The organism is Streptomyces melanosporofaciens (genome assembly GCF_900105695.1).
GTDB classification, from domain to species: domain Bacteria; phylum Actinomycetota; class Actinomycetes; order Streptomycetales; family Streptomycetaceae; genus Streptomyces; species Streptomyces antimycoticus.
Window position 1 is genome coordinate 5,488,786 of sequence record NZ_FNST01000002.1, and the last position, 21,871, is coordinate 5,510,656.

Here is a 21,871-nt window from a genome sequence, read left to right on the forward strand (position 1 = left end):
GGAACCCGGGTGCCTCCCGTGGCGTCGTGAGGGGCATGACCGACATGCCCGCCGCCGCGCTGTCAGATTCGCCAGAGTGTGTCCATTTCGTCGACGACTGGGACGGCATCCTCCACGAGACCTACGGCGGCGACGCGGACCGGGCCGTCCTGGACTGTGCCAGGCGGCTGGCGGCCGATCCCGCGGGCGAGGAGGCGTACGCCTGGACGCTCGGGCTGGTCATGATGGCCGCGCACATCGGCCGGTTCTCCCGTAAGGACGTCGCGGCGGCGGCCCTGGAGGCCCTCCACGCCACCGACCGGCGGCTGCGTGACCTGCCCTGCGCCCACCGGACGCATCCTTACGAGAGCGATCTGGATGACCGGATCGACCACTTCGTGGACGATCTGCCGCTGCTCACCAACGGGTTGGCCGAGGACGAGGACCCCGACTGGGAGGACGACGCGACCAAGGAGCAGTGGCTGTGCCCGCGCGACATCGCCGGGTACGCGCGGGTCGCCGTGGACATCATCGCCCCCGGCAGCGTGGGCGGCATCCCGCCCCGGCTCCCGGCCCGCGACGCGCGCCGCGCCGAGGATCTGCGCTCGATCGTCTGGGACTACCCGAGCGCGGCCGTCGACCCCGGTCAGGAGCTGTCCGCCTACGCCAGGAACCTGGTCGCCAACCCGCTGGGCTATCACCGCGCCGGGCTCGTGGTCGTCCTGCACGCCGCCTGCTGGTACGCCGCCAGCGGCCGGATCCGCGACCGGCGGGTCCTGGACACCATGGTGGACGCCCTGGAAGCGGTACTTCCCGGCCTCGGCGATGCGTCCTGCGCGCACGGCGAGGGCGAGCACCCCGAGGTCGGCCGGGACACCGCGGAGCAGGCCACCGTGGGCATCCATCTGCTCAGCCCCGGCGGCCGGGGCGTCTACCGCCACTGGCACCGGGAGGAGCTGGAGACAGCGCCGCTGGAGGCGTGGCTGTGCCCGGCCTTCCTCGCCACGATCGCCCGCGAGGCGCTGGACCATCTGAGGACCGGCCGGGAGCGGCTGTTCGGCCTCCGGGACACCGCCCATCTGGACGAGGTGCTCGTACGTCCGGATGGACGGCTCGACGTCGAACGGCTCACCCACGCCGTGCGCTTCCGCTGCCGGGACGGACAGGCCGCGGAGGACGCCGGGCTGTGGGCCGCGCGGCGGTTCGCGGCGGGCCCGGCCGATCCGCGCGAGCGGCTGGTGCTGCTGCTGGTCGCCTGCTGGTCGGTGACCTCGGGCGAGGAGCCGCCGCCCGAGGCCGTCCACCGGGATCTGCGGGCGATCCTCGGCGGGGTGCGGACCGCCGCGGCGGGCGCCCCGGCGGGCGAGACCTGCCCGCATGGGGATGCGCATCCCTGGGACGTGCTGACCGAGTTGGTCGACCGCCGTCACTTCGGCTTTCACGAGGACCCTTACGGCGCCCATCTCAACCATCTGTACGCGCCCGGGGAGTACGACACGCCGGAGCGGCCCTTCGAGCCCGGGGCGTGGGGCTGCCCGCGGCATGTGGGGCAGCGGGTGCGGCTTGCGCTTCGGGTTATCGAGGGCGGGGGCTGATCGACGAAGCGGTCCTGGCCGGCCGTGGTCGCGTGTACCGCGGCTGGACAGGACCCGCCGCCCGGGCGGGGGCGCCTGCGGCGGGCTTTCCCCTGCCCGCTCCTTCCCGTAACCGGGGCTCCGCCCCGGACCCCGCTCCTCAAGCGCCGGAGGGGCTGGTTTTGGCTCCGGTGTCCCGGACCCCGCTCCTCAAGCGCCGGAGGGGCTGGTTTTGGCTCCGGTGTCCCGGACCCCGCTCCTCAAGCGCCGGAGGGGCTGGTTTTCACGGCCCCCGCTGCCTTGCGTGCCGCCACCAGTACCGGGTCCCACACCGGGGAGAACGGTGGGGCGTAGCCCAGGTCCAGGGCTGTCATCTGCTCCACCGTCATCCCGGCGGTCAGTGCGACTGCCGCGATGTCGACGCGCTTGCCCGCGCCCTCGCGGCCGACGATCTGGGTGCCGAGCAGCCGTCCCGTGCGCTGCTCGGCGAGCATCTTCACCGTCATCGGGCGGCTGTCCGGGTAGTACCCGGCCCGGCTGGTCGACTCGATCGTGACCGCCTCGAACTTCAGCCCCACGGCGGCCGCTTCGGCCTCCAGCAACCCGGTGCGGGCGATCTCCAGATCGCAGACCTTGCTGACCGCCGTGCCGACGACGCCGGGGAAGGTCGCGTAGTCGCCGCCCACATTGGCGCCGATGACCTGCCCGTGCTTATTGGCGTGGGTGCCCAGCGGAATGTGCCGGGTGCGGCCGGAGACCAGGTCGAGGACCTCGACGCAGTCGCCGCCCGCCCAGATGTTGTCGTAACCGCGCACCCGCATGGCCAGATCGGTCAGCAGCCCACCGTAAGGGCCCACCGGGAGCCCCGCCTCCTTGGCGAGCGTGGTCTCGGGGGCCACTCCGAGGCCCAGGATCACGAGGTCGGCGGGGTATTCGCTGACCTTGGTGGCCACGGCCCGCACCCGGCCGTCCTCGCCGGTGACCACCTCGGTGACCTCCGCGCCGGTCACGGTGTCGATGCCGAGCCCCGACATCGCGTCGCGCACCAGCCGCCCCATGTCCGGGTCGAGCGTGGACATCGGCTGCTCACCGCGCTCCAGGACGGTGACCTGGCAGCCGCGCTGGATGAGCGCCTCGGCCATCTCCACCCCGATGTATCCGGCGCCGATCACGACCGCGCGCTCGACTCGGGTGGACTCCAGGGTCTCCAGCAGGGCCCGCCCGTGCTCCAGGGTCTGCACCCCGTGGACGCCGGGGGCGTCGATCCCGGGCATGTCGGGGCGGCGCGGCCGGGCGCCGGTCGCGATGACCAGGTCGTCGAAGCCGTGCCAGTGCTCGTCGCCCTTGCCGTGCGGGTCGACGTCCCGCGCCAGGACCCGCTGCCCGGCGAGGTCGATCTCGACGACCTCGGTGTGCGTCCGTACGTCGATCCCGCGGCCCTGGTGGGTCTCGGGCGTGCGGGCGACCAGCTCGTCCGGGCCGTCCACCACCCCGCCGACCCAGTAGGGGATGCCGCAGGCCGAGTACGAGGTGAACTGGCCGCGCTCGAAGGCGAGGATCTCCAGTTCGCTCCGGCTCTTGAGCCTGCGGGCCCGCGACGCGGCGGACATGCCCGCCGCGTCGCCCCCGATGACCACCATGCGTCGTGCCGCCGCCATGTATGCCCCTCCGCCACTGGATGTCCGGCTATTGGGGACCAACCTATGCGCGCGAGGTGTTCTCCCGGATCAGCACATACAGCCCCGCGCTGGCGAGCATCAGCGCGCCGTCGATGTAGACCGCGTGCGTCCAGCTTCCGTAGTGGTCGAAGAGGGTGCCGCTGAGGGCCGGGCTGACCACCGCGCCGATCTCCCCGACCAGGTTGAACAGGCCGAAGGCCGCGCCGCGTTCGGCCCCGTCGACCACATCGTTGAGCAGCGCGTGCGCCATCGGCTGGAGCGCGTTGAAGAACAGGCTGGTCACGAAGAGCAGGATGGACATCACCCAGAGGGAGGGCTTCTCATTGGCCTGCAGATAGGCGGCGAACACCAGCACCAGCACGCCCTGGACCACGGTGAACGTGATCAGCAGCGGCCGCCGCCCCCAGCCCCGGGCCTTCGCCCGGTCCGAGAGCCGGCCCCCGGCCGGGAAGCCGAGGATGCCCGCGCCCGCGTTGAAGGTGGCCACCAGCGCGGCGTTCTGGAACGAGCTGTGGGCGGCGTCCGCGACGATCGACACCGACCAGAAGCTGAAGAACCACAGATTCCACATGACCGCGATGAAGGCGAAGCTGAGCAGCAGCACATTGCGGTTCCGGGAGACCGAGCCCAGCTTGCTGCTCCGCCGGGCGAAGATCGCCCCGATGAGCAGGAACGCCAGCACGCACTCCAGGACGGCCACGCCCCAGCTCGGCATCCCCGCCCCGTCGGCGATCAGATAGACCGCCATGACCGCGGCGCACAGCACCGCCGAGATGCCCAGCAGCCGCAGGGTGGAGCCGGTGGCCTTGAGCGGGCCGCCGATGCGGCGCATATAGACCGCCGTGACCCAGCCGAACGCCAGCGTCGCACCGCCCAGCACCAGGAACGGCATCCGCCAGGCGTCCTCCTCGCCGAGCACCTCCGCGCCCCAGTCGATCAGATACGGCGCGCTGATGGTCGCGATCGTCAGCCCGATGGCCAGTCCGGTGATCGCGACGCCCATGCCGAGGCCGGCCTTGGCGGGCGGGGTGCGCTGGGCGATCAGCGAGCGGTCGTTGGAGTAGAAGACGCCCTCGCCGAGGCCGGTCAGCACCCGCAGCACGACGAAGGCGATCAGCCCGGTCATCAGGCCGCTGGCGAGGGTCGCGACCCCCGCCCACAGCAGCGAGACCGCGAGCATGGTGCGATGCCCGAAGCGGTCGCCGAGATAGCCGCCGGGGAACTGGGTCAGCATGTAGCCCGCGAAGAAGAGGCTGCCGATCAGGCCGCCGAGCGCGTGCGGATGGCTGGCGGAGCCCAGCATGGCGTGGTCGTGCTCGATCAGCCAGGTGACGACCGGGCCGGTGATCGTGCGGTCGGCGTACGAGAAGAGCCAGCCGCCCAGCAGCATGGCCCACAGGGTGTGATACGGCTGCCAGCCGCCCCGGGGCGCCTCCCGCCCCTGCGCGGTGGGCTCTGCGGTCACTTCGGGCATGTCTCCATGTCCCCCTTCGGGCCTGGGCGGTTCAGGCTCGGCAGCTCGGTAGGTGCCACACAGAATGTGACCGGATATCAGCCGCGGCAAGGCGCGCTCCGGGGTCTTTCACCGACCGGAAGCCTCCGCGACGGGCTCTTGCCCCAGAGCGCCCGCGAGGGTACGGGAGATGCCGTGGGCGGCGACCCGCACGGCCGGGACCAGCCCCGGGGCCCGCCCCTCCGCGGCCGGCACCACCACCGACAGCGAGGCCACCACCTCCCCACGCGGGCCGCGCACCGGGGCGGCGATGGACAGCCCGTCCATGGTGATCTGCCGGTCGCTGACCGCGATCCCGGTGCGCCGCACCTCCGCGAGGGCGGCCCGCAGCCGGTGCGGGTCCTGGATGGTCAGGTCGGTGTAGCGGCGCAGCGGGCGGGCGCACACCCGCTCGTACAGCCGTGGCGGCCCGTACGCGAGCAGCACAAGCCCGACCCCGGTCGCGTGCAGCGGCCAGCGGCTGCCCACCCGGGTGCGCACCTGGACCGCCGAGTGTCCGGAGATCAGCTCGACATAGACCACTTCCAGGCCGTCGCGCACGGCGAGCTGGACGTTCTCGTGGGTGGCCTCGTACAGGTCCTCCATGAACGGCAGCGCCGCCTCGCGCACCCCGACCCCGCGTGGTGAGAGCGTCGCCACCTCCCACAGCCGCAGCCCGATGTGGTACGCCCCGGTGGCGTCGCGCTCCAGGGCGCCCCAGCGGGTGAGCGAGGCGACCAGCCGGTGCGCGGTGGCCAGCGGCAGCCCGGCGCGCCGGGCGAGGGCGGTGAGGGACAGCGAGCGGTGCGAGGCGTCGAACGCGTCGAGGACCGCCAGCATCCGGCCCGCGACCGAGCGGCCCGCGTCCGGGCTGCCGGGGGCGCGGGAGCCCGGTGGGCTCATGGGGGTGAGCGGGCCCGGAGCCGTCATGACAGCGGGAGGCCGACGTAGTTCTCGGCGAGCTCGGCGGAGGCGGTGGGGGAGGAGGCGATCCGCTCCAGCCGCGCGAGCCGCACCCGGTCCTCGAACGGGCTCTCGTCCGGGCGGCGGTGGAGCGTGTCCGTCATGAAGTACGAGAACCGCTCGGCCTGCCACACCCGGCGCAGACAGGTCCGCGAATAGCCGTCCAGCAGCTCGGGGGAGCCGGTCTCCTGGTGGTGGATCAGCGCACGGGCCAGCGTGATCACGTCGGTGACGGCCAGATTGAGCCCCTTGGCGCCGGTGGGCGGCACGATATGCGCCGCGTCGCCCGCCAGGAACAGCCGCCCGTGGCGCATCGGCTCCTGGACGAAGCTGCGCATCGGGGTGAGCGAGGTGGCGGTGATCGGGCCGCGCTCCAGCGTCCAGTCCCCGTCGAGCGCGAAGCGGGCCGACAGCTCGTCCCAGATCTGCTCATGGGACCAGTTGCCCGGATCGGTGTCGTTGGGCACCTGGAGGTAGAGCCGGGAGACCTGCGGGGAGCGCATGCTGTGCAGGGCGAAGCCGCGCCGATGGCGGGCGTAGATCAACTCATCGCAGGACGGCGCCACATCGGCCAGCACACCGAGCCAGGAGTAGGGGTAGGTGTGCTCGAAGGTGCGGACCCGGTCGGCGGGGAGCGCGCGCCGGGCGATGCCGTGGAAGCCGTCGCAGCCCGCCACGTAGTCGCAGGTGAGGGTCTGCTCGCGGCCTTGGTGGCGGAAGCGGATGACGGGCGCGGTGGAGTCCGGCTTATCGATGGCCAGCGCCTCGGCCTCGAACAGCAGCGGGGGACCGCCCGGCTCCTCCAGCTGGAGCGCGATGAGATCCTTGACGATCTCGGTCTGGGCGTAGACCATCACCGACTTGCCGCCGGTGGCGGAGGGGAAGTCCACGCGGTGGCCGCGGCCCTCGAAGCGCAGCTCGATGCCCTGGTGGGGCAGCCCCTCGCGGTCCAGGCGCCCGCCGGCGCCGCACTCCCGCAGCACATCCACGGTGCCCTGCTCCAGGATCCCGGCCCGCTGGCGCCGCTCGGCATACGCCCGGTCCCGGCTCTCCAGCACCACGCAGTCGATCCCGGCGCGGTGCAGCAGACGGGCGAGCAGCAGCCCGGCGGGCCCGCCGCCGATGATGCCGACGGTCGTGCGCATCACATCGTCCCCTCGCTGTGGTGGTCCAAGCGGTTCGGCACTTGTTCGCTGAGTGAAACATCGTTCATAATCGACTGGTGATGAGTCTCAGCCCAGTGCCACCACCTGTCAATGGCCCCGTCGGGCCTCTCGAGCGCGGCCTCGCCGTGCTGCGCGAGCTGACCCGGCTGGCCGCGCACGAGGGGCGGACGACGGTCCGCCCCGGCGATCTCGTCCGCGGCACGGGGCTCGCCCGGTCCGTGGTCGACCGTGTGGTGGGCACCCTCGAACAGCTCGGGTACGTGACGCTCGACGGGCGCGACATCGGTCTGTCGGTCCGGCTGATGGAGCTGGGCAACGCGTATCTGGCCGCGAGCGGACTGCCCGCCGCGCTCGGCCCGTTCGCCCAGCGGCTCGCGGACGGGCTGGACGAGTCGGTCTCGGTCGCCGTCCCCGACGGCGACGGGGTGCGCTTCGTCGTCCAGATGACCCGCCGCCGCACCATGTCCCTCGCCTTCCGCATCGGCGATCTGCTGCCCGCCGAGCGCTGTTCCCCCGGCGCGCTCTTCGCCGCCGAGTGGTCCGGGTCCGGCTGGGCCGCCTGGCGCGCCCGCCGCGCCGAGGACCCCCTGGACACCTCCTTCCCCACCGTCCCGCCACGCCACCGGCCCGCCTCCGACGGCGACTTCGAGGCCCACGTCAAGGAGGCCGCCCGCGACGGCTGGGCCGCCGACGACCAGCTGATCGAGCCGGGCCTGGTGGCGGTGTCCGTTCCGGTACGGGACGCCTCGGGCCGGATCGCCTGCGCGGTCAACGTGGTCAGCCACACCAGCCGCCATGACGTGGACTCCCTGCGGGCGGCGGTGCTGGGGCCGCTGGGTGCGGAGGTCCCGGCGATGGAGGCGGCGTTGGCGGCCCGGCGGCCACGCCCCGCCGCCGAGCGCGTGTGGGGCACCCCGGGCGGCGCGCCGACGGCCCTGGGCGAGGACCCCGCGCGGATGGCCAAGCGGGAGCTGGGGGCGGGGTTCCTGCAGTCGCTCGCGCGCGGACTGGCCGTCCTGCGGGCGCTGGGCGGGACGGAGGGCGCGGGCCAGGGCGAGACCGCCTCGGCGGGCGGCGGCCGGGGCGGAGGAATGACGCTCAGCGCCGTCGCGGAGGCCACCGGGCTCGCGCGGGCCACCGCCCGGCGCTCGCTGCTCACCCTCGTCGAGCTGGGGTACGTGGAGGCCGACGGCCGGGCCTTCCGGCCGCTGCCGCGCGTGCTGGAGCTCGGCTACGCCCCCCTCGCCGAGCTCGGCTTCACCGATATCGCCCAGCCGCATATGCGCGAACTGGTCCGCACCGTCCATGAGTCGGCCTCCCTGGCCGTCCTCGACGGCGGCGACATCCGCTATATCGCGCGCGTCCCCACCGTCCGCATCATGAGCGTCAACATCACCATCGGCACCCGCTTCCCCGCCTACGCGACCTCCATGGGCCGGGTGCTGCTGGCGGGCCTGGACGCCGACGCCCGTGCCGCCCATCTCGCCGGGGTGCGGGCCCGGGCGCTCACCCGGCACACCATGACCGACGTGCCCGAGCTGGCGCGCGTCGTGGAGCGCGCGGCGGCGGAGCGGCACGCCCTGGTCGATCAGGAGCTGGAGGAGGGGCTGCGGTCGCTCGCCGTGCCCGTACGGGACGCGCGCGGACGCGTGGTGGCCGCGCTCAACGTGGCGACCCACGCCGGCCGCGGCACCGCCGAGAGCGCCCGCCGCGAACTCCTCCCGGCGCTGCGCGCCACCGCCGCCCGGATCGAGGCCGATCTGGCGACGGCCTCGGCACATCACGCCCTGGGGGCGGGTGAGAGAGTGGGGGCATGAGAGCGGCGAACACCCCGGGGACGGGGTCCACCGGCCATGTCGTGGTCATCGGCGGCGGAATCGCGGGCCTCGCGGCGGCTCACCGGCTGCTGGACGGCGGGGCGCGGGTGACGCTCCTGGAGGCGTCGGAACGGCTCGGCGGCAAGCTGCGCGCGGGGGAGATCGAGGGCGCACCCGTCGACCTCGGGGCCGAATCGATGCTCGCCCGCCGCCCGGAAGGCGTCGAGCTGGCGCGTGCCGTGGGCCTCGGCGACCGGCTGCAGCCGCCCGCGACCGCGACCGCCTCCCTCTGGACGCGTGGCGGGCTCCGCCCGATGCCCAAGGGGCATGTGATGGGCGTCCCCGGCGATCTGGCGCCGCTGGCCGCGTCCGGGGTGATCTCGGAGGAGGGGCTGGCCCGGATCGCCCGTGACCGGGAGCTGCCGCCCACACCGATCGGCGAGGACGTGGCGCTCGGCGAGTACCTCGCGGCGCGGCTCGGCCGCGAGGTCGTGGACCGGCTGGTCGAACCGCTGCTGGGCGGGGTCTACGCGGGCGATGTGTACCGCACCTCGATGCGCGCCTCGGTCCCCACCCTCTTCGACGTGGCCCGCTCCGGCGGCCCGCTGACCGAGGGCGTCCGGGAGCTGGCCGAGCGTGCCGCGCGGCGGCAGGACGGCGCGGTGTTCATGGGCATCGACGGCGGGATCGGCCGGCTGCCGCTCGCGGTCGCCGACGCCGTACGGGCCGCGGGCGGCGAGATCCGCACCGGGGCGTCCGTACGGGAGCTGCGGCGCACCGCCGACGGCTGGACCCTCGCCGTGGACGGCACGGCCGGAACGGACGGCACGGACGGCCCGCCGGTGGTGACGGCCGACGCCGTGGTGCTGGCGGTCCCCGCGCCCGCCGCCGCCCGGCTGCTGGCCACCGAGGCCCCGGCCGCCTCCGCCGAGCTGGCCACCGTCGACTACGCCTCGATGGCACTGGTCACCATGGCCTTCCGGCGTGACGCGCTCACCGGCGTGGACGCCCTCGCCGAACGGAGCGGCTTCCTGGTGCCGCCGGTCGACGGCCGGACGATCAAGGCGGCGACCTTCTCCAGCCGCAAATGGGGCTGGCTGCGGGACGCCGGACCCGATCTCTTCGTGCTGCGTACCTCGATCGGGCGGTTTGACGACGAGGTGGATCTGAAGCGGGACGACGCCGACCTGGTAAGGATGTCGCTCGCCGATCTCGGCGAGGCCGTCGGCCTGACGGCCCGGCCCGTCGCGAGCCGGGTGGACCGCTGGGACGGCGGACTGCCGCAGTACCCGGTGGGCCATCTCGACCGGGTGGCCCGCATCCGCACCGAGGTCGCCAAGGTGCCGGGGCTGGGGGTGTGCGGCGCGCTCTACGACGGGGTGGGCATCCCGGCCTGCGTCGGCAGCGCCCGTAAGGCGGCCGACGAGCTGCTGGGCGCCCTGACGGCCACCCTGGAGCCGGGCTCCGGAGCCGGAGAGCGAGAATAGGGCCATGACTGCTGCACCTGAGAAGACTCCCAACGCCGGTAAGAAGGCCAAGGACCTCAACGAGGTCATCCGCTACACCCTGTGGTCGGTGTTCCGGCTGCGCGATGTGCTGCCGGAGGACCGCACCGGCTACGCCGACGAGGTCGAGGAGCTCTTCTCCCAGCTCGCCGCCAAGGACGTCACCGTGCGCGGCACCTACGACGTGTCCGGGCTGCGCGCCGACGCGGACATCATGATCTGGTGGCACTCGGAGACCTCCGACGCCCTCCAGGAGGCGTACAACCTCTTCCGCCGCACCCGGCTGGGGCGCGCCCTGGAGCCGGTGTGGTCCAACATGGCGCTGCACCGCCCGGCCGAGTTCAACAAGGCCCACATCCCGGCGTTCCTCGCCGACGAGAACCCGCGCGACTACGTCAGCGTGTACCCGTTCGTCCGGTCCTACGACTGGTACCTGCTGCCCGACGAGGACCGCCGCCGGATGCTCGCGGACCACGGCAAGATGGCGCGCGGCTACCCCGATGTGCGCGCCAACACGGTCGCGTCCTTCTCGCTCGGCGACTACGAGTGGATCCTGGCCTTCGAGGCGGACGAGCTGCACCGGATCGTCGACCTGATGCGCCACCTGCGCGCCTCCGAGGCGCGTCGCCATGTGCGCGAGGAGGTGCCGTTCTACACCGGGCGGCGCAAGGCGGTCTCCGAGCTCGTCGCCGGTCTGGCCTGACGCTTTTGTGGTAGTCGGGACGGCCTTACGGTCGTCCCGTATGGCCCCGCCTTTTTCTATGGCTTCTTACGGCGTGCCCGGGATCGCGGCCGGCTGCTTGCCCGACTCGGGCAGCGGGGCCGGGGCCGGAAGCGGCACGGGCTCCGGGCGCGGGGCGCAGGCGGCGGACCGGCCCGGCGTCCTCCCGGTCAGCAGATACGTGTCCACATGGCGGTTGACGCAGTCGTTCGGCCCGCCCCACACCCCGTGGGTGCCCGCCTTCCACTCGGTCACCAGCGAGGAGCCGGGCAGCCGGTGCCACAGCTCCTTCGCCCCCGCGTACGGGGTGGCCGCGTCCCGCTCCGCTGAGAGCAGCAGCACCGGCGGCAGCGCGACCCGCCCCGTCCGGGGGCCCACCGCCTCCAAATGCCCCACGTCGAGGGGGCGGCCGGGCTTCAGCGGCCAGAAGGCGCACGGCAGGTTCATCGCCACGTTGTCCCAGGTCTCGAAGGGCGCGCGGCGGGCGAGGGCGGTGTTGTCGCGGTTCCAGGTGGCCCAGGTGCGCGGCCAGGGCGCGTCGTTGCACTCCACGGCGGTGTAGACGGCATTGCCGTTCTCGTCGTCGGCCGCCTGCGCCGGATCGGGCGCGGCGAGCGCGATCAGCGGCTCGGGGTCACCGTGCAGATAGGCGGCCAGCGCCCGGGCGGCCGGATCCCAGTAGGCGTCGTTGTAGCCGGTCCGCAGGAACGCGCTCTGGAGCTGGGCGGTGCCGACGACCCCGCCCGCCGGTTTGTGGCCCAGCCGCCGCCGCGCCTTCTCGTACGAGGCGAGCACCCGGGCATCGGTGGTGCCCAGGTGGTAGACGGCGTGGTGCCGGGCGACCCAGCGGCGCCAGTCCCGCCAGCGCCGCTCGAAGGCCACTGACTGGTCGAGGTTGTCGCGGTACCAGATCCGCCAGGGGGCCGGGTTGACCACGCTGTCGAAGACCATCCGGCGCACCCGCCCCGGGAAGAGCGTGGCGTAGACGGCCCCGTAGTACGTGCCGTAAGAGGCGCCCACGAAGGTGAGCCGCCGCTGGCCCAGCGCCGCGCGCAGCACCTCCAGATCGCGGGCGTTGTTCAGGGTGGTGTAGTGGGCGAGCGCGCGGCCCGCGCGGCGTACACAGCCCCGCACATAGGCGCGCGCCCGTGCCACCAGCCGCCGTTTGAAGGCGGCGGTGGGGTGCGGCGGGGAGCTGGTCGGTGCCTTGGCGTAGGCCGACGGCCGCTGGCAGGACAGCGGCGCTGAACGGCCGACGCCCCGTGGGGCGTAGCCGACGAAGTCGTAGGCGGCGGCCACCCGGCGGAAGGCCCTCTCGGCCGCGTACTCGGGGAACGCCATACCCGAGGCGCCCGGTCCGCCGGGGTTGTAGACCAGCGCGCCCTGACGCCGGGCCTTGGGGCCGGTGGCCCCAACCCGGCTGACGGTAAGGCTGATGTGCTTGCCGCGGGGGCGGGCGTAGTCGAGCGGTACGGAGACCTTTCCGCAGGTGATGGGGGCGGCCAACGCCTCGGCGCGCGGGCAGCGGCGGAAGGCGATGCCCCGCTCCGCCGCGCGCCGGGCGGCGAGCGCAACTCCGCGGGCCGAGGCCGCGTCACCGGGCGGGGCGGCGGCCGTGGCGGCCGTGGCGGCCGTGGCGGGCGAGCCGGACCAGGAGCTCCAGGCGGGGGCGACGGGGACGGCGGAGGCCGAACGGGTGGCGGGGGCGGCCGGGGCCGTGAGGGGCGCGCCCGCCGCACCGGCCGGGGCCGTGACGGACGGGGTGGACGCGGCGGCCGTCGTGGCGGCGCGGGCGGTGGACGCGGCGAGCGGGCGGCCGGTGGCGGGCGTGGCGAGCAGCGCGCTCATCGACAGTGACAGGGACAGCGGGCCGAGGATGCCGTACAGCGCTGCTGCTCTCACTGGCCATCCCTTCGTGCATCGCGCGATGAAAGGGATATTTGGCGCGGCGGATGACCATGTAAAGCACCGGGCCGCGGTGTCGGGGTCAATGACCCCAATGCCCCTTCAGCGCCGCGCGCAGCGCCCGGTCGGGGAGGGCGGCGGTGCCGTGCACCGCGAGCGCGGTGAGCACCTCGCCCTCGTCGTCATCGCCGTCCGGGCCGCCGACCGAGCGCTGGGCGAGGGTCCGCCGCGGGGGCACGTCGATCCGGCCCAGCAGCAGCTGCCCGGCGGGGGAGGCCCATCGCGAGTACGGATGCGCCTCGACCCGGGCGATCAGCAGACAGCTCACCGTCAGCAGCAGCGGCAGCATGAACCACGAGGCCACCGGACCGCGCCCCGCCGCGGGCGGCACCAGCAGCAGCGCGGCGGCCGCCGTCGCCAGCACCAGCGCGCAGGCCGCGCGTACGTGCCGCACCGCGACCGCCACATTCGTACGCGCCGAGGCGGGCACCGCGAGCCCCGCCGCCACCAGCCGGTCGCCCAGCGCCCGCACCGCGGCGGCGGTGGCGAGCGCGGCCCGCACCGGCCGCACCGGGGACTGGCCCTCCGGCCCTATCGCGGTGATCACGGACCGCTCCAGCTCGTCCCGCCCGTCCGCGACCACGACGGTGACCCAGCCGGTGTGGGCCAGCAGCAGCCGACGCTCGCGGTACATCGTGACGAGGACCAGATCGCCCACCCGCCGCGGACCGCCCGACAGGAACGCCGCCTCGTACAGGCTCAGACCCTTCGCGTCCGCCGCCGGATCGGGGTCCAGCGGCTGGGCGGCGGCGACTGCCGCCAGGCACAGACGTGTGCAGCTGACAACCGCCGCGCCCCACGCGACGAGCAGGAAAAGGACCCACAACATGGCCGAGTTCTACTGGACCCGACCGCCGTCGCGCCATTGTTTTCACGATATGAACGACTCGCCCGGGGGTGCGGCTCGCCTTGATCGAGGGCTGCGGCCGGTCGCGCGGCCTGCCCGAGGGCGGCGACCGATCGCCCGCGTCCCCCGCGTCCCCCGCGGCCCCGGCGCGGGAGGTGGTGCCCGGGCCGCTGCGGATCGGCGAGGACGCTTGGCTGATCGGGATCGGCAGTTGGGTGCTGGGCGGTTTCACGGGGCTACGGCTCGGGCCGGTCGCCCATACTCGGCGCCCGCTGGTCGTGGCGCGCGGGATCGTCATCGGCACGGGGGCGTTTCATCGGGCGGCGGCTCGGCCTGGCCGCCCGCACCCGGCGCCCGCTGGTGGCGTGCGGGATTGTCATCGGCAGCGGGTGCCGAGCGATCTACCGGGCTGCGGATCGGCCCGGCAGAGCTACGGCCGACCCGCCCGCACCCGGCGCCCGCTGGTGGTAGTGCGTCATCGGCACTGGGGGTGGGCAGTTTCACCGGGCCGCGGCTGCCGCCAACACCTTTGGCGCCCGCCGGTGGTTGGTGGTGCGCGGCGGCCTCCCAGACCTTCCGGGACTCCTGGCAGCAACCCAGCCCCGTCGTACGGCGGCTCAGCCGCCGCCGCATCCTCCGCCCCCGCCGCAGCTCGACCCCGAGGAGCCGCCGCATCCTCCGCCCCCGCCACAGGAGGAGCCGCCGCACGAGGAGCCTCCGCAGCCGGAGCCGCCCCCTCCGCACCACGATCCGCCGCCGTAGTCCGAGGTACCCGACGACCCCGAGTCGCTCGACGAGCCCGAACCGCTCGGCACCTTCTGCGCGTCCAGCAGTTGCTTCCGCAGCAGCGGATCGTCCGTCAGGGTGGCCGCCCCGGTCAGCGCGACGACGACCGCGACGGGGATCGTCGCGGGATGGCCGACGGACAGGGTGTGCCGCCGTTCGCCGACCCCCGATTCCCTTCGGTACGCCACCAGCGCCCGCTTCCCGGCGGCGGTCAGTCGGCGCTTGGCCGCGCCGGCGCAGATTCCGCCGATGAGGAAGCCGGTGAAGAGCGCGGGGGCGATTGCGAAGATCAGCGGAAGTCCGTCGTCGGCCACGGAGCCGATGGTCATCACGATGGCGAGGAACACGCCCACCGCGCAGAGCGTGTTCTGCGCCCGTGCCGCGCGCCGCCAGAACCGGAGGGCGTCCGGCCGCACCATCAGCCCGCGCCCCGCCAGCCGGTCGCCGATCGCCTGCACCGAGGCACTGCGCATCAACTCCCGGCGCAGCCAGTTCAAAGCGCCGTGCGGGGAACCGGCGCACAGCCGCAGCAGGTCCTCCTCGACCGGGCCGCGCGCGATCGGCTGCCGTACCGAGACCACGCCGGGATCCCCGATCGCCAGCCGGCCGTCCGCGTACATCGCGCTGATCACGGTGTCCGCCGTCCGGCCCGGCCCGCCCGCCAGGAAGGCGGCCTCCAGCAGGTCATACGCCCGGGCGTCCACCGGCCCCACGGCCTCCCCGCGCCGGGCCCGGACCGTGCCGGTGATGAGGACCACCGACGACAGGGCGACAGCTGCGTAGATAAGGATCACCGCCGCGCTCATGCCGCTCGCCGCCCGCTCAGCGCGAGCCGGACCCGGCGGGCCAGCCGTGCCGCCGGATGGGACGCCAGGGGCGCGGGCCCGGACCGCTCCTGCCACCACAGCGTCAGGCGGCGCCGGGCGGCCGGGTCCTCGGGCCGGCCGTCCGCCAGCAGCTGCTCGGCGAACGCCAGCGCGTCGCGGCGGTAGCCGCCGGTCATCGGGCGGCCGTCGGCGTACCGCGCGAAGGCCGGGCGGTAGCCGGTGCCCAGGATCTCCGGCAGCTCCGGGGCCACCTTGGCGACCACGGACGCCCGCTTGGCCGTCAGCGCCGCGCTCTGCACCCGCAGCCGCCGCCGGTCGAAGCCTTCGGGCGGCGGGGTGCCCCCGACCAGCGCGGACAGCAGCGAGGTCTGGGCGAGCGCCAGCCGCTCCCGGACGGCGTCCGGCACGGGGGCGCCAGGCGCGGCGGAGGTCGTCGCCGGAGCGACGGCCCCTTCCACGACCCCCGCCGCCGTCACCGCGCGGATCGCGTCCAGCTCGCCCGCCAGCTCCCCGGCCGCCGGGAAGTCCTCGTCGCGCTCCAGCAGTACGCCGGGCGGTGCCGTACGGGCGCACAGTTCGGCGAGGACGTCGAGCACCGGCTGGGTCACCGGATGGGCGTGGCTGTCGTGCCACACCCCGTCCTTCTCCACCCCGCCCGCCACATGGACGTAGGCGATCGCCGACGTGGGCAGCTCGTCCAGCGCCTTGGCCGGGTCCTCGCCCCGGTTGACGTGGTTGGTGTGCAGATTGGCCACGTCGATGAGCAGCCGCACCCCCGTGCGCTCCACGAGCTCGGCCAGGAACTGACCCTCGGTCATCTCCTCGCCGGGCCAGGAGATCAGCGCCGCGATGTTCTCCACCGCGAGCGGCACCGGCAGCGCGTCCTGTGCGATGCGCACGTTCTCGCACAGCACGTCCAGCGCGTCACGGGTCCGCGGCACCGGCAGCAGATGCCCGGCCTCGATGGCCGGTGACGCGGTCAGCGGGCCCCCGGCCCTGACGAACGCGATGTGCTCGGTGACCAGCGGTGAGCCCAGCGCCTCGGCCCGCTCGGCCAGCGCCTTGAGGCGGCCGGGGTCGGGCCGCTCGGCTCCCCGAGGCCGAGCGACACCCCGTGCGGGACCACCGTGGTCCCGCGCTCGCGCAGCCGCCGGAGCGCGTCCGGCACATGGTCGGGGCAGATGTTCTCCGCCACCACCTCGACCCAGTCGATGCCGGGCAGTCGTGCGATGTCGTCGGCGATCTCCGGTCGCCAGCCGATTCCGGTACCGAGGCGCACCATGGCTCCCCCTCCTCGTTCCGTACCGCGTCCCCCGCGGTGTTGTTCTCGCGTGCCGAGGTGATGACCCCGTAGAAGGAGGACGAATCCCCCGGGCCCGTGGTTCAGAGCTTCATTTGAGCTTCGCGGCAGCACGCCGGAGGGGCGTACGCGGGGCCGTCGGCAGGGGTGGTCCGGGCGGTGCGAAAGGTCATCGGGTGGGTGGTGTCGCTGAATATGGTCACTGTTACAAAAAATTGGGGCCCTGTGGCGACAGACGTTCAGAGGGGAAAATAGGATCGTCTGGTCCGGGGGGATGGAAGATCACACCTTTGTGCCGCGCCCGCGCGCGGAGCGAGCGTGGGGGAAAACACGTGCTGGGCAGCAGCGACAACGCCATGGGGAAGCACCGCAAGCACCGCCGAAAGCCGTCCTCGGGGAGCCGGGGGATGCGGCTGCGCCGCTGGGCGGCGGCGCGGGTCCGGCTGGACTACCCCCGGGCGGGGCGGCGTGGTGTGGGGCGATGGCTGCCGTCGTGGCGTCAGATCACCCTCCTCTTCGTCTTCTGCCTCGGCAGTCTGACCGGTCTGCTGAGCTATCTGTATCTGCAGACCGACATACCCAAGAACCTGAACGACTTCGCCACCCAGCAGGACAACGTCTACTACTGGGCCGACGGCAGCGAGATGGCCCGCACCGGTCCGGTCAACCGGCAGGAGGTGCCGCTGGACAAGGTGCCGCAGGATGTCCAGTGGGCGGTGCTCGCCGCCGAGAACGCCAGCTTCTACTCCGACAGCGGAGTGTCCCCAAGCGGTCTGATGCGCGCCGTGACGCGGATGGTGACGGGCGGTGAGACCCAGGGCGGCTCCACCATCACCCAGCAGTATGTGAAGAATGCCTATCTGAATCAGCGCCAGACCTTTTCCCGCAAGCTCACCGAGATGTTCATGGCCATCAAGCTGGACGACCGGATGAGCAAGCGGGAGATCCTTCAGCGCTATCTGAACACGAGCTGGTTCGGGCGCGGCAGTTACGGCATTCAGCGGGCGGCGTACGCGTACTACGGCAAGGACGTCTCGGAACTCAACGCGAGCGAAGGCGCGTTGCTCGCCTCGCTGCTCAAGGGTGCCGGGACATTCGATCCCACGCTCAGCGCCAAGAACCACAAGCGGGCCGTCGACCGCTGGAAGTGGGTGCTGGACCGGATGGTCGACATCGGAAAGCTCTCCCGGTCCGAGCGGGCCCGCTATACGTCGTTCCCCGAGCCCAAGGCGCCGCCCAAGTCGGCCGGGCTCACCGGTCAGGTCGGCTATCTGGTGGAGACGGCCAAGGCGTATGTGAGCTCCCATACCGAGATATCCGACGCCGATTTCGACCTGGGCGGCTATCAGATTCACACCACCTTCGAGAAGCCGAAGGTCCAGGCGCTGGCCAAGGCGGTGAAGAAGACCCGGGACACCCTCGATCCCGAGCATCGCCCCGAGGACCGCCATGTGCGGATCGGCGCCGCCTCGGTGGCCCCCGGCGGCGCGATACGCGCGCTGTACGGCGGCCCCGGTTATCTGGAGCAGGGATTCAACGACGCGAACGCCTCCAACGTCCCGGCCGGCACCTCCTTCACCCCCTTCGTCTACGCGGCCGCGCTGCGCGACGGCGTTCTGCTGAAGCGCAACGGGGAGCGGACGCCCGTGACCCCCTCGACGCTCTACGACGGCGACAACAAGATCGCGGTGCATACGCCCGAGGGGCCGTACTGGGACCGCAGCGGCAAGATCGTGCGGGCCGGCAACGACGGTGACGCCTCCTATGGGCAGGTCTCCCTGCGCCAGGCGATCGTGCGGTCCATCAATACCCCGATGATCCAGTTGGGCATGGACGTCGGCCTGGACCGGGTCCGGCAGGCATCCATCGACGCGGGGATGCTGCCCAGCAGCTTCGGCGCGCGGGTGCCCGCGTTCTCGCTCGGCACCGCGACGCCCAGCTCGATCCGTATGGCCAGCGCCTACGGGACGTTCGCCGCCGAGGGCACGCACCACGCGCCGTACTCGGTGAGCGGGCTCACCCACGGCGGGCAGCGGCTCGAGCTGCGCAAGGACAGCGCCAGGCGGGCCTTCAGCCCGGCGGTCGCGGCGGAGGTGGACGATGCGCTGCGGGGCTCCGTCCAGAGCCCGGAGGGCGCGGCGCGCGGGGCCGCCGCGGCCGGTGGTGAGGTGGCCGGTAAGGCGGGCACGGCGCAGGACGGCAACTCCGCCTGGTTCGTCGGCTACACCAAGAAGCTGTCGACGGCGGTCTCGCTGTCCCGGGTGGACCCCAAGTCGCAGGAGCTGATGCCGCTCAAGGGGATGGGCGGGAAAGCCACCGACATCTCGGGCGGCACCTACCCCTTGGACATCTGGAAGAGCTATATGACGGACCGGGCGGCGGAATAGGTCCCGGGGGAAGCCCGGCAACAGGACTGCCGTCCCGACTACTTGGTCTTGGTGTACGTGGACCAGTCCGGCGATTCCGCCGGGTCCAGCATCCGCAGCTTCGCCAGGACCTTCGGGTCCTGGGCGTCCAGCCAGTCGGCGAGCTGCTTGAACGACACGCACCGCACCCCGTCGCGGCGGCAGACGCTCCGCATCACGTCCTCGATGGCCTGCATATAGATGCCGCCGTTCCAGGTCTCGAAGTGGTTGCCGATGAACAGCGGCGCCCGGCTGCCGTTGTAGGCCCGCTCGAAGCCGTTCAGATAGCCCTCGCGGGTCAGCCGCTCCCACTCCGTGTACTTCGCCGGATCGCCCTCGGTGCTGTCACCGGACTGGTTGAAGAGGAAGTTGAAGTCCATCGAGAGGACCTGCTTCTCGCTCTCCGGGTACGGCACCAGCTGCAGCGGGAAGTTCCAGATCCCGTCGATCTTGGACGGCCAGAGCTGGAAGTCGCCCGGGGAGCTGGCGTCATAGCGCCAGCCGAGGGACTTGATGGCCGGAATCAGCGTCTTCTGGCCCTCCAGGCACGGCGCGCGTCCGCCCGCCAGCTCCACGTCGTAGTCGAACGGCAGCGGTTTGATGTCGGTGAAGCCGGTGTTGGTCTTCCAGTGCTTCACAAAGGAGATGGCCTGCTCCGTTTCGCTCTTCCACTCCTGGGTGGACCAGTCCTGCCCGCCCTTGGCGCCGCAGAAGTGGCCGTTGAAGTGGGAGCCGATCTCATTGCCGTCCTGCCAGGCCCCGCTCAGCTGCTCCAGGGTCTCCCTGATGTGCTCGTCGGTCGGGAAGGATATGGCGGCCGAGCCCGGCTTGTGCTGGGGCGGGCGATAGAGGTCGCTCTTCGTCTTGGGCAGCAGATACATGCCGCTCAGGAAGAACGTCATCGTGGCGTCGCTCTCCTTGGCGACCTGGCGGAAGCGGGAGAAGAGATGGTCGTCGTTCTCCAGCGCGCCGTCCCAGGAGAAGACCACGAACTGCGGGGGCTTCTCACCCGGTTTGAGCTTCTCAGGCTTGAGCTGATGCGGCTGCGGTCCGGTGTAGGACGTGGAGCCGTCCCCGAGCACCTTGACCTTGCCGTCCCAATGGGCGTACTTGTCCTTCTTCTTGGGCTCCCTGGGGACCCGGTCCGACTTGGGAGACGCCGCGGCGGCGGGGAGATCCCCGTCCTGTGCGCCGCCCGCGTCCCCCGGCGAGGTGAGGGCTATCAGCAGCGCCACCACGACGGCCACGGCCGTGAGCGCGCCTATGGGCGCGGCCACGCCATAGGCGTTCTTCGCGTTTAAAGCCTTCAACGCTTGCACGATCTTCAGCGCCTTCACGGGTCCCGCCCCCTGGCAACAGTACAGATGTACGTCCCCCTCAGTATCACAGAAGTATCACGTGCCCTTCACATCGGTCTCCTCACCAACCGGTCAAAAGCAGGTGGTTGACGAGCAGTCCGAGACACGCCTGGGCCACAAGCCAGCGGCGACGATCAACAGCGGGCAGCAGTGCGGCGGTGGGCAGCAGCCAGACCAGGAAGGGAAGCCAGATCCGCTCCGTCTCGGCCTTGCTCATTCCGGACAGATCGGCCACGGCGAGCGCCAGCAGCACGGCGAAGGTCAGCACCACGAGCCCGTCCGGGGCGCCCGGGCCGCCCGGCCGCAGCCGCCTTACGGTGTCCGGCGCCGCCGACAGCATGCGCCGCACGCCCGCGACACCGGCCGGACCGGCGACCACCGTCGCGACGGCCAGGTTGGCCCAGACCCAGTACGCGTACGGGCGGTCCGAGGCCACGCCCTGGTAGTAGCGCTCGACCAGCAGGGAGTACCCCTCCCACCACTGGAAACCGGTCAGCGTGAACGCACCGGCCACCACCGCCGCCCCCATCAGCGCGAAGGGCAGCGGCCGCGCGGTACGGGCGAGCAGGAGCACGGCGACGGCGGGCAGCGCCAGCAGCGTCAGCCCGTACGAGAGATAGGCCGTCAGCCCCAGCAGCAGCCCGGAGCCGAACGCGACCGCCCCGGGCGCCCGGACCGTACGCGTCGCCGCGAGCGCCAGCAGCGCGAGCCCCCAGGCCGCGACGGCCGCGAAATAGCCGTCGGCCGAGGCGCCCACCCAGACCGCCCCGGGCGCCAGGACCAGGAACGGGGCGGCAGCGCGCGCGGCCCGCTCCTGCCCCAGGGCGCGCAGCGTGACCAGGATCGCGACCGCCGCCGAGCCGCCCACCGTGATGCAGAAGGCCCCCGCCCAGGCCCCGCCGTCCAGGCCCAGCCGGTCCAGGCCCACGAAGGTGAGCACGGCGCCCGGCGGATGGCCCGCGATATGGGCGGGCCAGTGGTCGGGCTGGGTGAGCAGGATATGGCCGGTGAAGCCGCGCAGGGCCGCGCCGATGTCGTGGAACCGGTCGACACCGCGCAGATATTCGTGGCGCGCGGTCAGCCGCTCCGCCACCCCCCGCTGCCACCCGTCGACCAGCGCCAGTGACCAGATCCAGGCCATGGACGCCGCCCAGACGGCCCCCAGCAGCCCGCGCCACGGCAGCCGCACCGCGAGCCGGGGAGCGTGGACGACGACCGCCGCGGCGACGGCCAGGGCGGCGGGCGTGCCGGGGCCCACATGGGGCAGCCAGTCGGCGTACAGCGGCGCCCAGTCGACGTACAGCGAGTGATCGGCCCGCTGGATCAGGGTGCCGACGACGGCGGCGACGGCGAAGAGCACGGCGGCGGCAGCGGCGGCGAGCACATCCCGGCGGCGGCCGGTCCGCTTCTCGTTCTCGACGGCCCCGGTGTCGATGCCGCTCTGGAGAGGGAGTTTCACGACGTCACGCTACGTCGTGAAACCCGCG

Annotated in this window: 15 protein-coding genes and 1 pseudogene; 5 read left to right on the forward strand and 11 right to left on the reverse strand. The window is 72.9% G+C overall.

The genetic code is table 11. The features are described 5' to 3' along the window. Positions 1-35: 35 nt before the first annotated feature. Positions 36-1,574: a hypothetical protein gene (locus BLV72_RS26560; RefSeq protein WP_244320972.1), complete on the forward strand. Its 1,539-nt coding sequence runs from the start codon at positions 36-38 to the stop codon at positions 1,572-1,574. 239 nt (positions 1,575-1,813) lie between these two features. Here the strand turns inward: BLV72_RS26560 and BLV72_RS26565 are convergent, their stop codons facing one another. The 4 genes from BLV72_RS26565 to BLV72_RS26580 form a co-directional block, all read right to left on the reverse strand. Then, entirely contained in the window at positions 1,814-3,211 is a 1,398-nt protein-coding gene (locus BLV72_RS26565) for an FAD-dependent oxidoreductase (RefSeq protein ID WP_093465340.1), read from the reverse strand. Positions 3,212-3,254: 43 nt separating this feature from the next. Continuing rightward, positions 3,255-4,706 (reverse strand): MFS transporter, encoded by a 1,452-nt coding sequence (locus BLV72_RS26570; protein WP_093465341.1) that lies wholly within the window; start codon positions 4,704-4,706, stop codon positions 3,255-3,257. A gap of 108 nt (positions 4,707-4,814) precedes the next feature. Beyond that, positions 4,815-5,627 carry an IclR family transcriptional regulator gene (locus BLV72_RS26575; RefSeq protein WP_093465343.1) on the reverse strand — a complete coding sequence of 271 codons (813 nt, stop codon included), beginning with the start codon at positions 5,625-5,627 and terminating at the stop codon, positions 4,815-4,817. A gap of 23 nt (positions 5,628-5,650) precedes the next feature. Beyond that, positions 5,651-6,832 (reverse strand): 4-hydroxybenzoate 3-monooxygenase, encoded by a 1,182-nt coding sequence (locus tag BLV72_RS26580; protein WP_093465344.1) that lies wholly within the window; start codon positions 6,830-6,832, stop codon positions 5,651-5,653. An 80-nt stretch (positions 6,833-6,912) separates the two neighbouring features. Here BLV72_RS26580 and BLV72_RS26585 point away from each other — a divergent pair, with 80 nt between their 5' ends. From BLV72_RS26585 to hemQ, 3 genes are read left to right on the forward strand one after another with little or no spacing between them, the layout of a single operon-like run. Continuing rightward, entirely contained in the window at positions 6,913-8,670 is a 1,758-nt protein-coding gene (locus tag BLV72_RS26585; RefSeq protein WP_167746407.1) for an IclR family transcriptional regulator domain-containing protein, read from the forward strand. Continuing rightward, positions 8,667-10,157: a protoporphyrinogen oxidase gene (gene hemG / locus BLV72_RS26590; RefSeq protein WP_093465347.1), complete on the forward strand. Its 1,491-nt coding sequence runs from the start codon at positions 8,667-8,669 to the stop codon at positions 10,155-10,157. Before BLV72_RS26585 ends, hemG begins: the two co-directional genes overlap by 4 nt. Positions 10,158-10,161: 4 nt before the next feature. After that, positions 10,162-10,878: a hydrogen peroxide-dependent heme synthase gene (gene hemQ, locus BLV72_RS26595; protein WP_093465349.1), complete on the forward strand. Its 717-nt coding sequence runs from the start codon at positions 10,162-10,164 to the stop codon at positions 10,876-10,878. 66 nt (positions 10,879-10,944) lie between these two features. Here the strand turns inward: hemQ and BLV72_RS26600 are convergent, their stop codons facing one another. From BLV72_RS26600 to BLV72_RS52475, 5 genes and pseudogenes are all read right to left on the reverse strand, one after another. Further along, positions 10,945-12,798, reverse strand: coding sequence for an alpha/beta hydrolase (locus BLV72_RS26600; RefSeq protein WP_093465350.1), 1,854 nt, complete (start codon positions 12,796-12,798; stop codon positions 10,945-10,947). A gap of 85 nt (positions 12,799-12,883) precedes the next feature. Then, positions 12,884-13,690, reverse strand: coding sequence for a TIGR04222 domain-containing membrane protein (locus tag BLV72_RS26605; RefSeq protein WP_093465352.1), 807 nt, complete (start codon positions 13,688-13,690; stop codon positions 12,884-12,886). 635 nt (positions 13,691-14,325) lie between these two features. Next, positions 14,326-15,288, reverse strand: coding sequence for a TIGR04222 domain-containing membrane protein (locus BLV72_RS26610; RefSeq protein WP_244320974.1), 963 nt, complete (start codon positions 15,286-15,288; stop codon positions 14,326-14,328). An 8-nt stretch (positions 15,289-15,296) separates the two neighbouring features. Beyond that, positions 15,297-15,797, reverse strand: coding sequence for an SCO6045 C-terminal-like domain-containing protein (locus BLV72_RS52470; protein WP_483153942.1), 501 nt, complete (start codon positions 15,795-15,797; stop codon positions 15,297-15,299). Positions 15,798-15,854: 57 nt separating this feature from the next. After that, positions 15,855-16,603 (reverse strand): annotated as a pseudogene (locus tag BLV72_RS52475) (MbnB/TglH/ChrH family RiPP precursor modification enzyme); the annotation flags it as partial. Positions 16,604-17,028: 425 nt separating this feature from the next. Between BLV72_RS52475 and BLV72_RS26620 the strand changes: the two are divergent. Beyond that, complete coding sequence (locus BLV72_RS26620) at positions 17,029-19,008, forward strand: transglycosylase domain-containing protein (RefSeq protein WP_093465355.1); 1,980 nt, start codon at positions 17,029-17,031, stop codon at positions 19,006-19,008. A gap of 38 nt (positions 19,009-19,046) precedes the next feature. On the opposite strand, the gene BLV72_RS26625 is transcribed toward BLV72_RS26620, so the two are convergent. Together BLV72_RS26625 and BLV72_RS26630 are read right to left on the reverse strand one after the other, a co-directional pair. Next, positions 19,047-20,363 (reverse strand): polysaccharide deacetylase family protein, encoded by a 1,317-nt coding sequence (locus BLV72_RS26625; RefSeq protein WP_093465356.1) that lies wholly within the window; start codon positions 20,361-20,363, stop codon positions 19,047-19,049. An 82-nt stretch (positions 20,364-20,445) separates the two neighbouring features. After that, entirely contained in the window at positions 20,446-21,843 is a 1,398-nt protein-coding gene (locus BLV72_RS26630) for a hypothetical protein (protein WP_093465358.1), read from the reverse strand. Positions 21,844-21,871 lie beyond the last annotated feature (28 nt).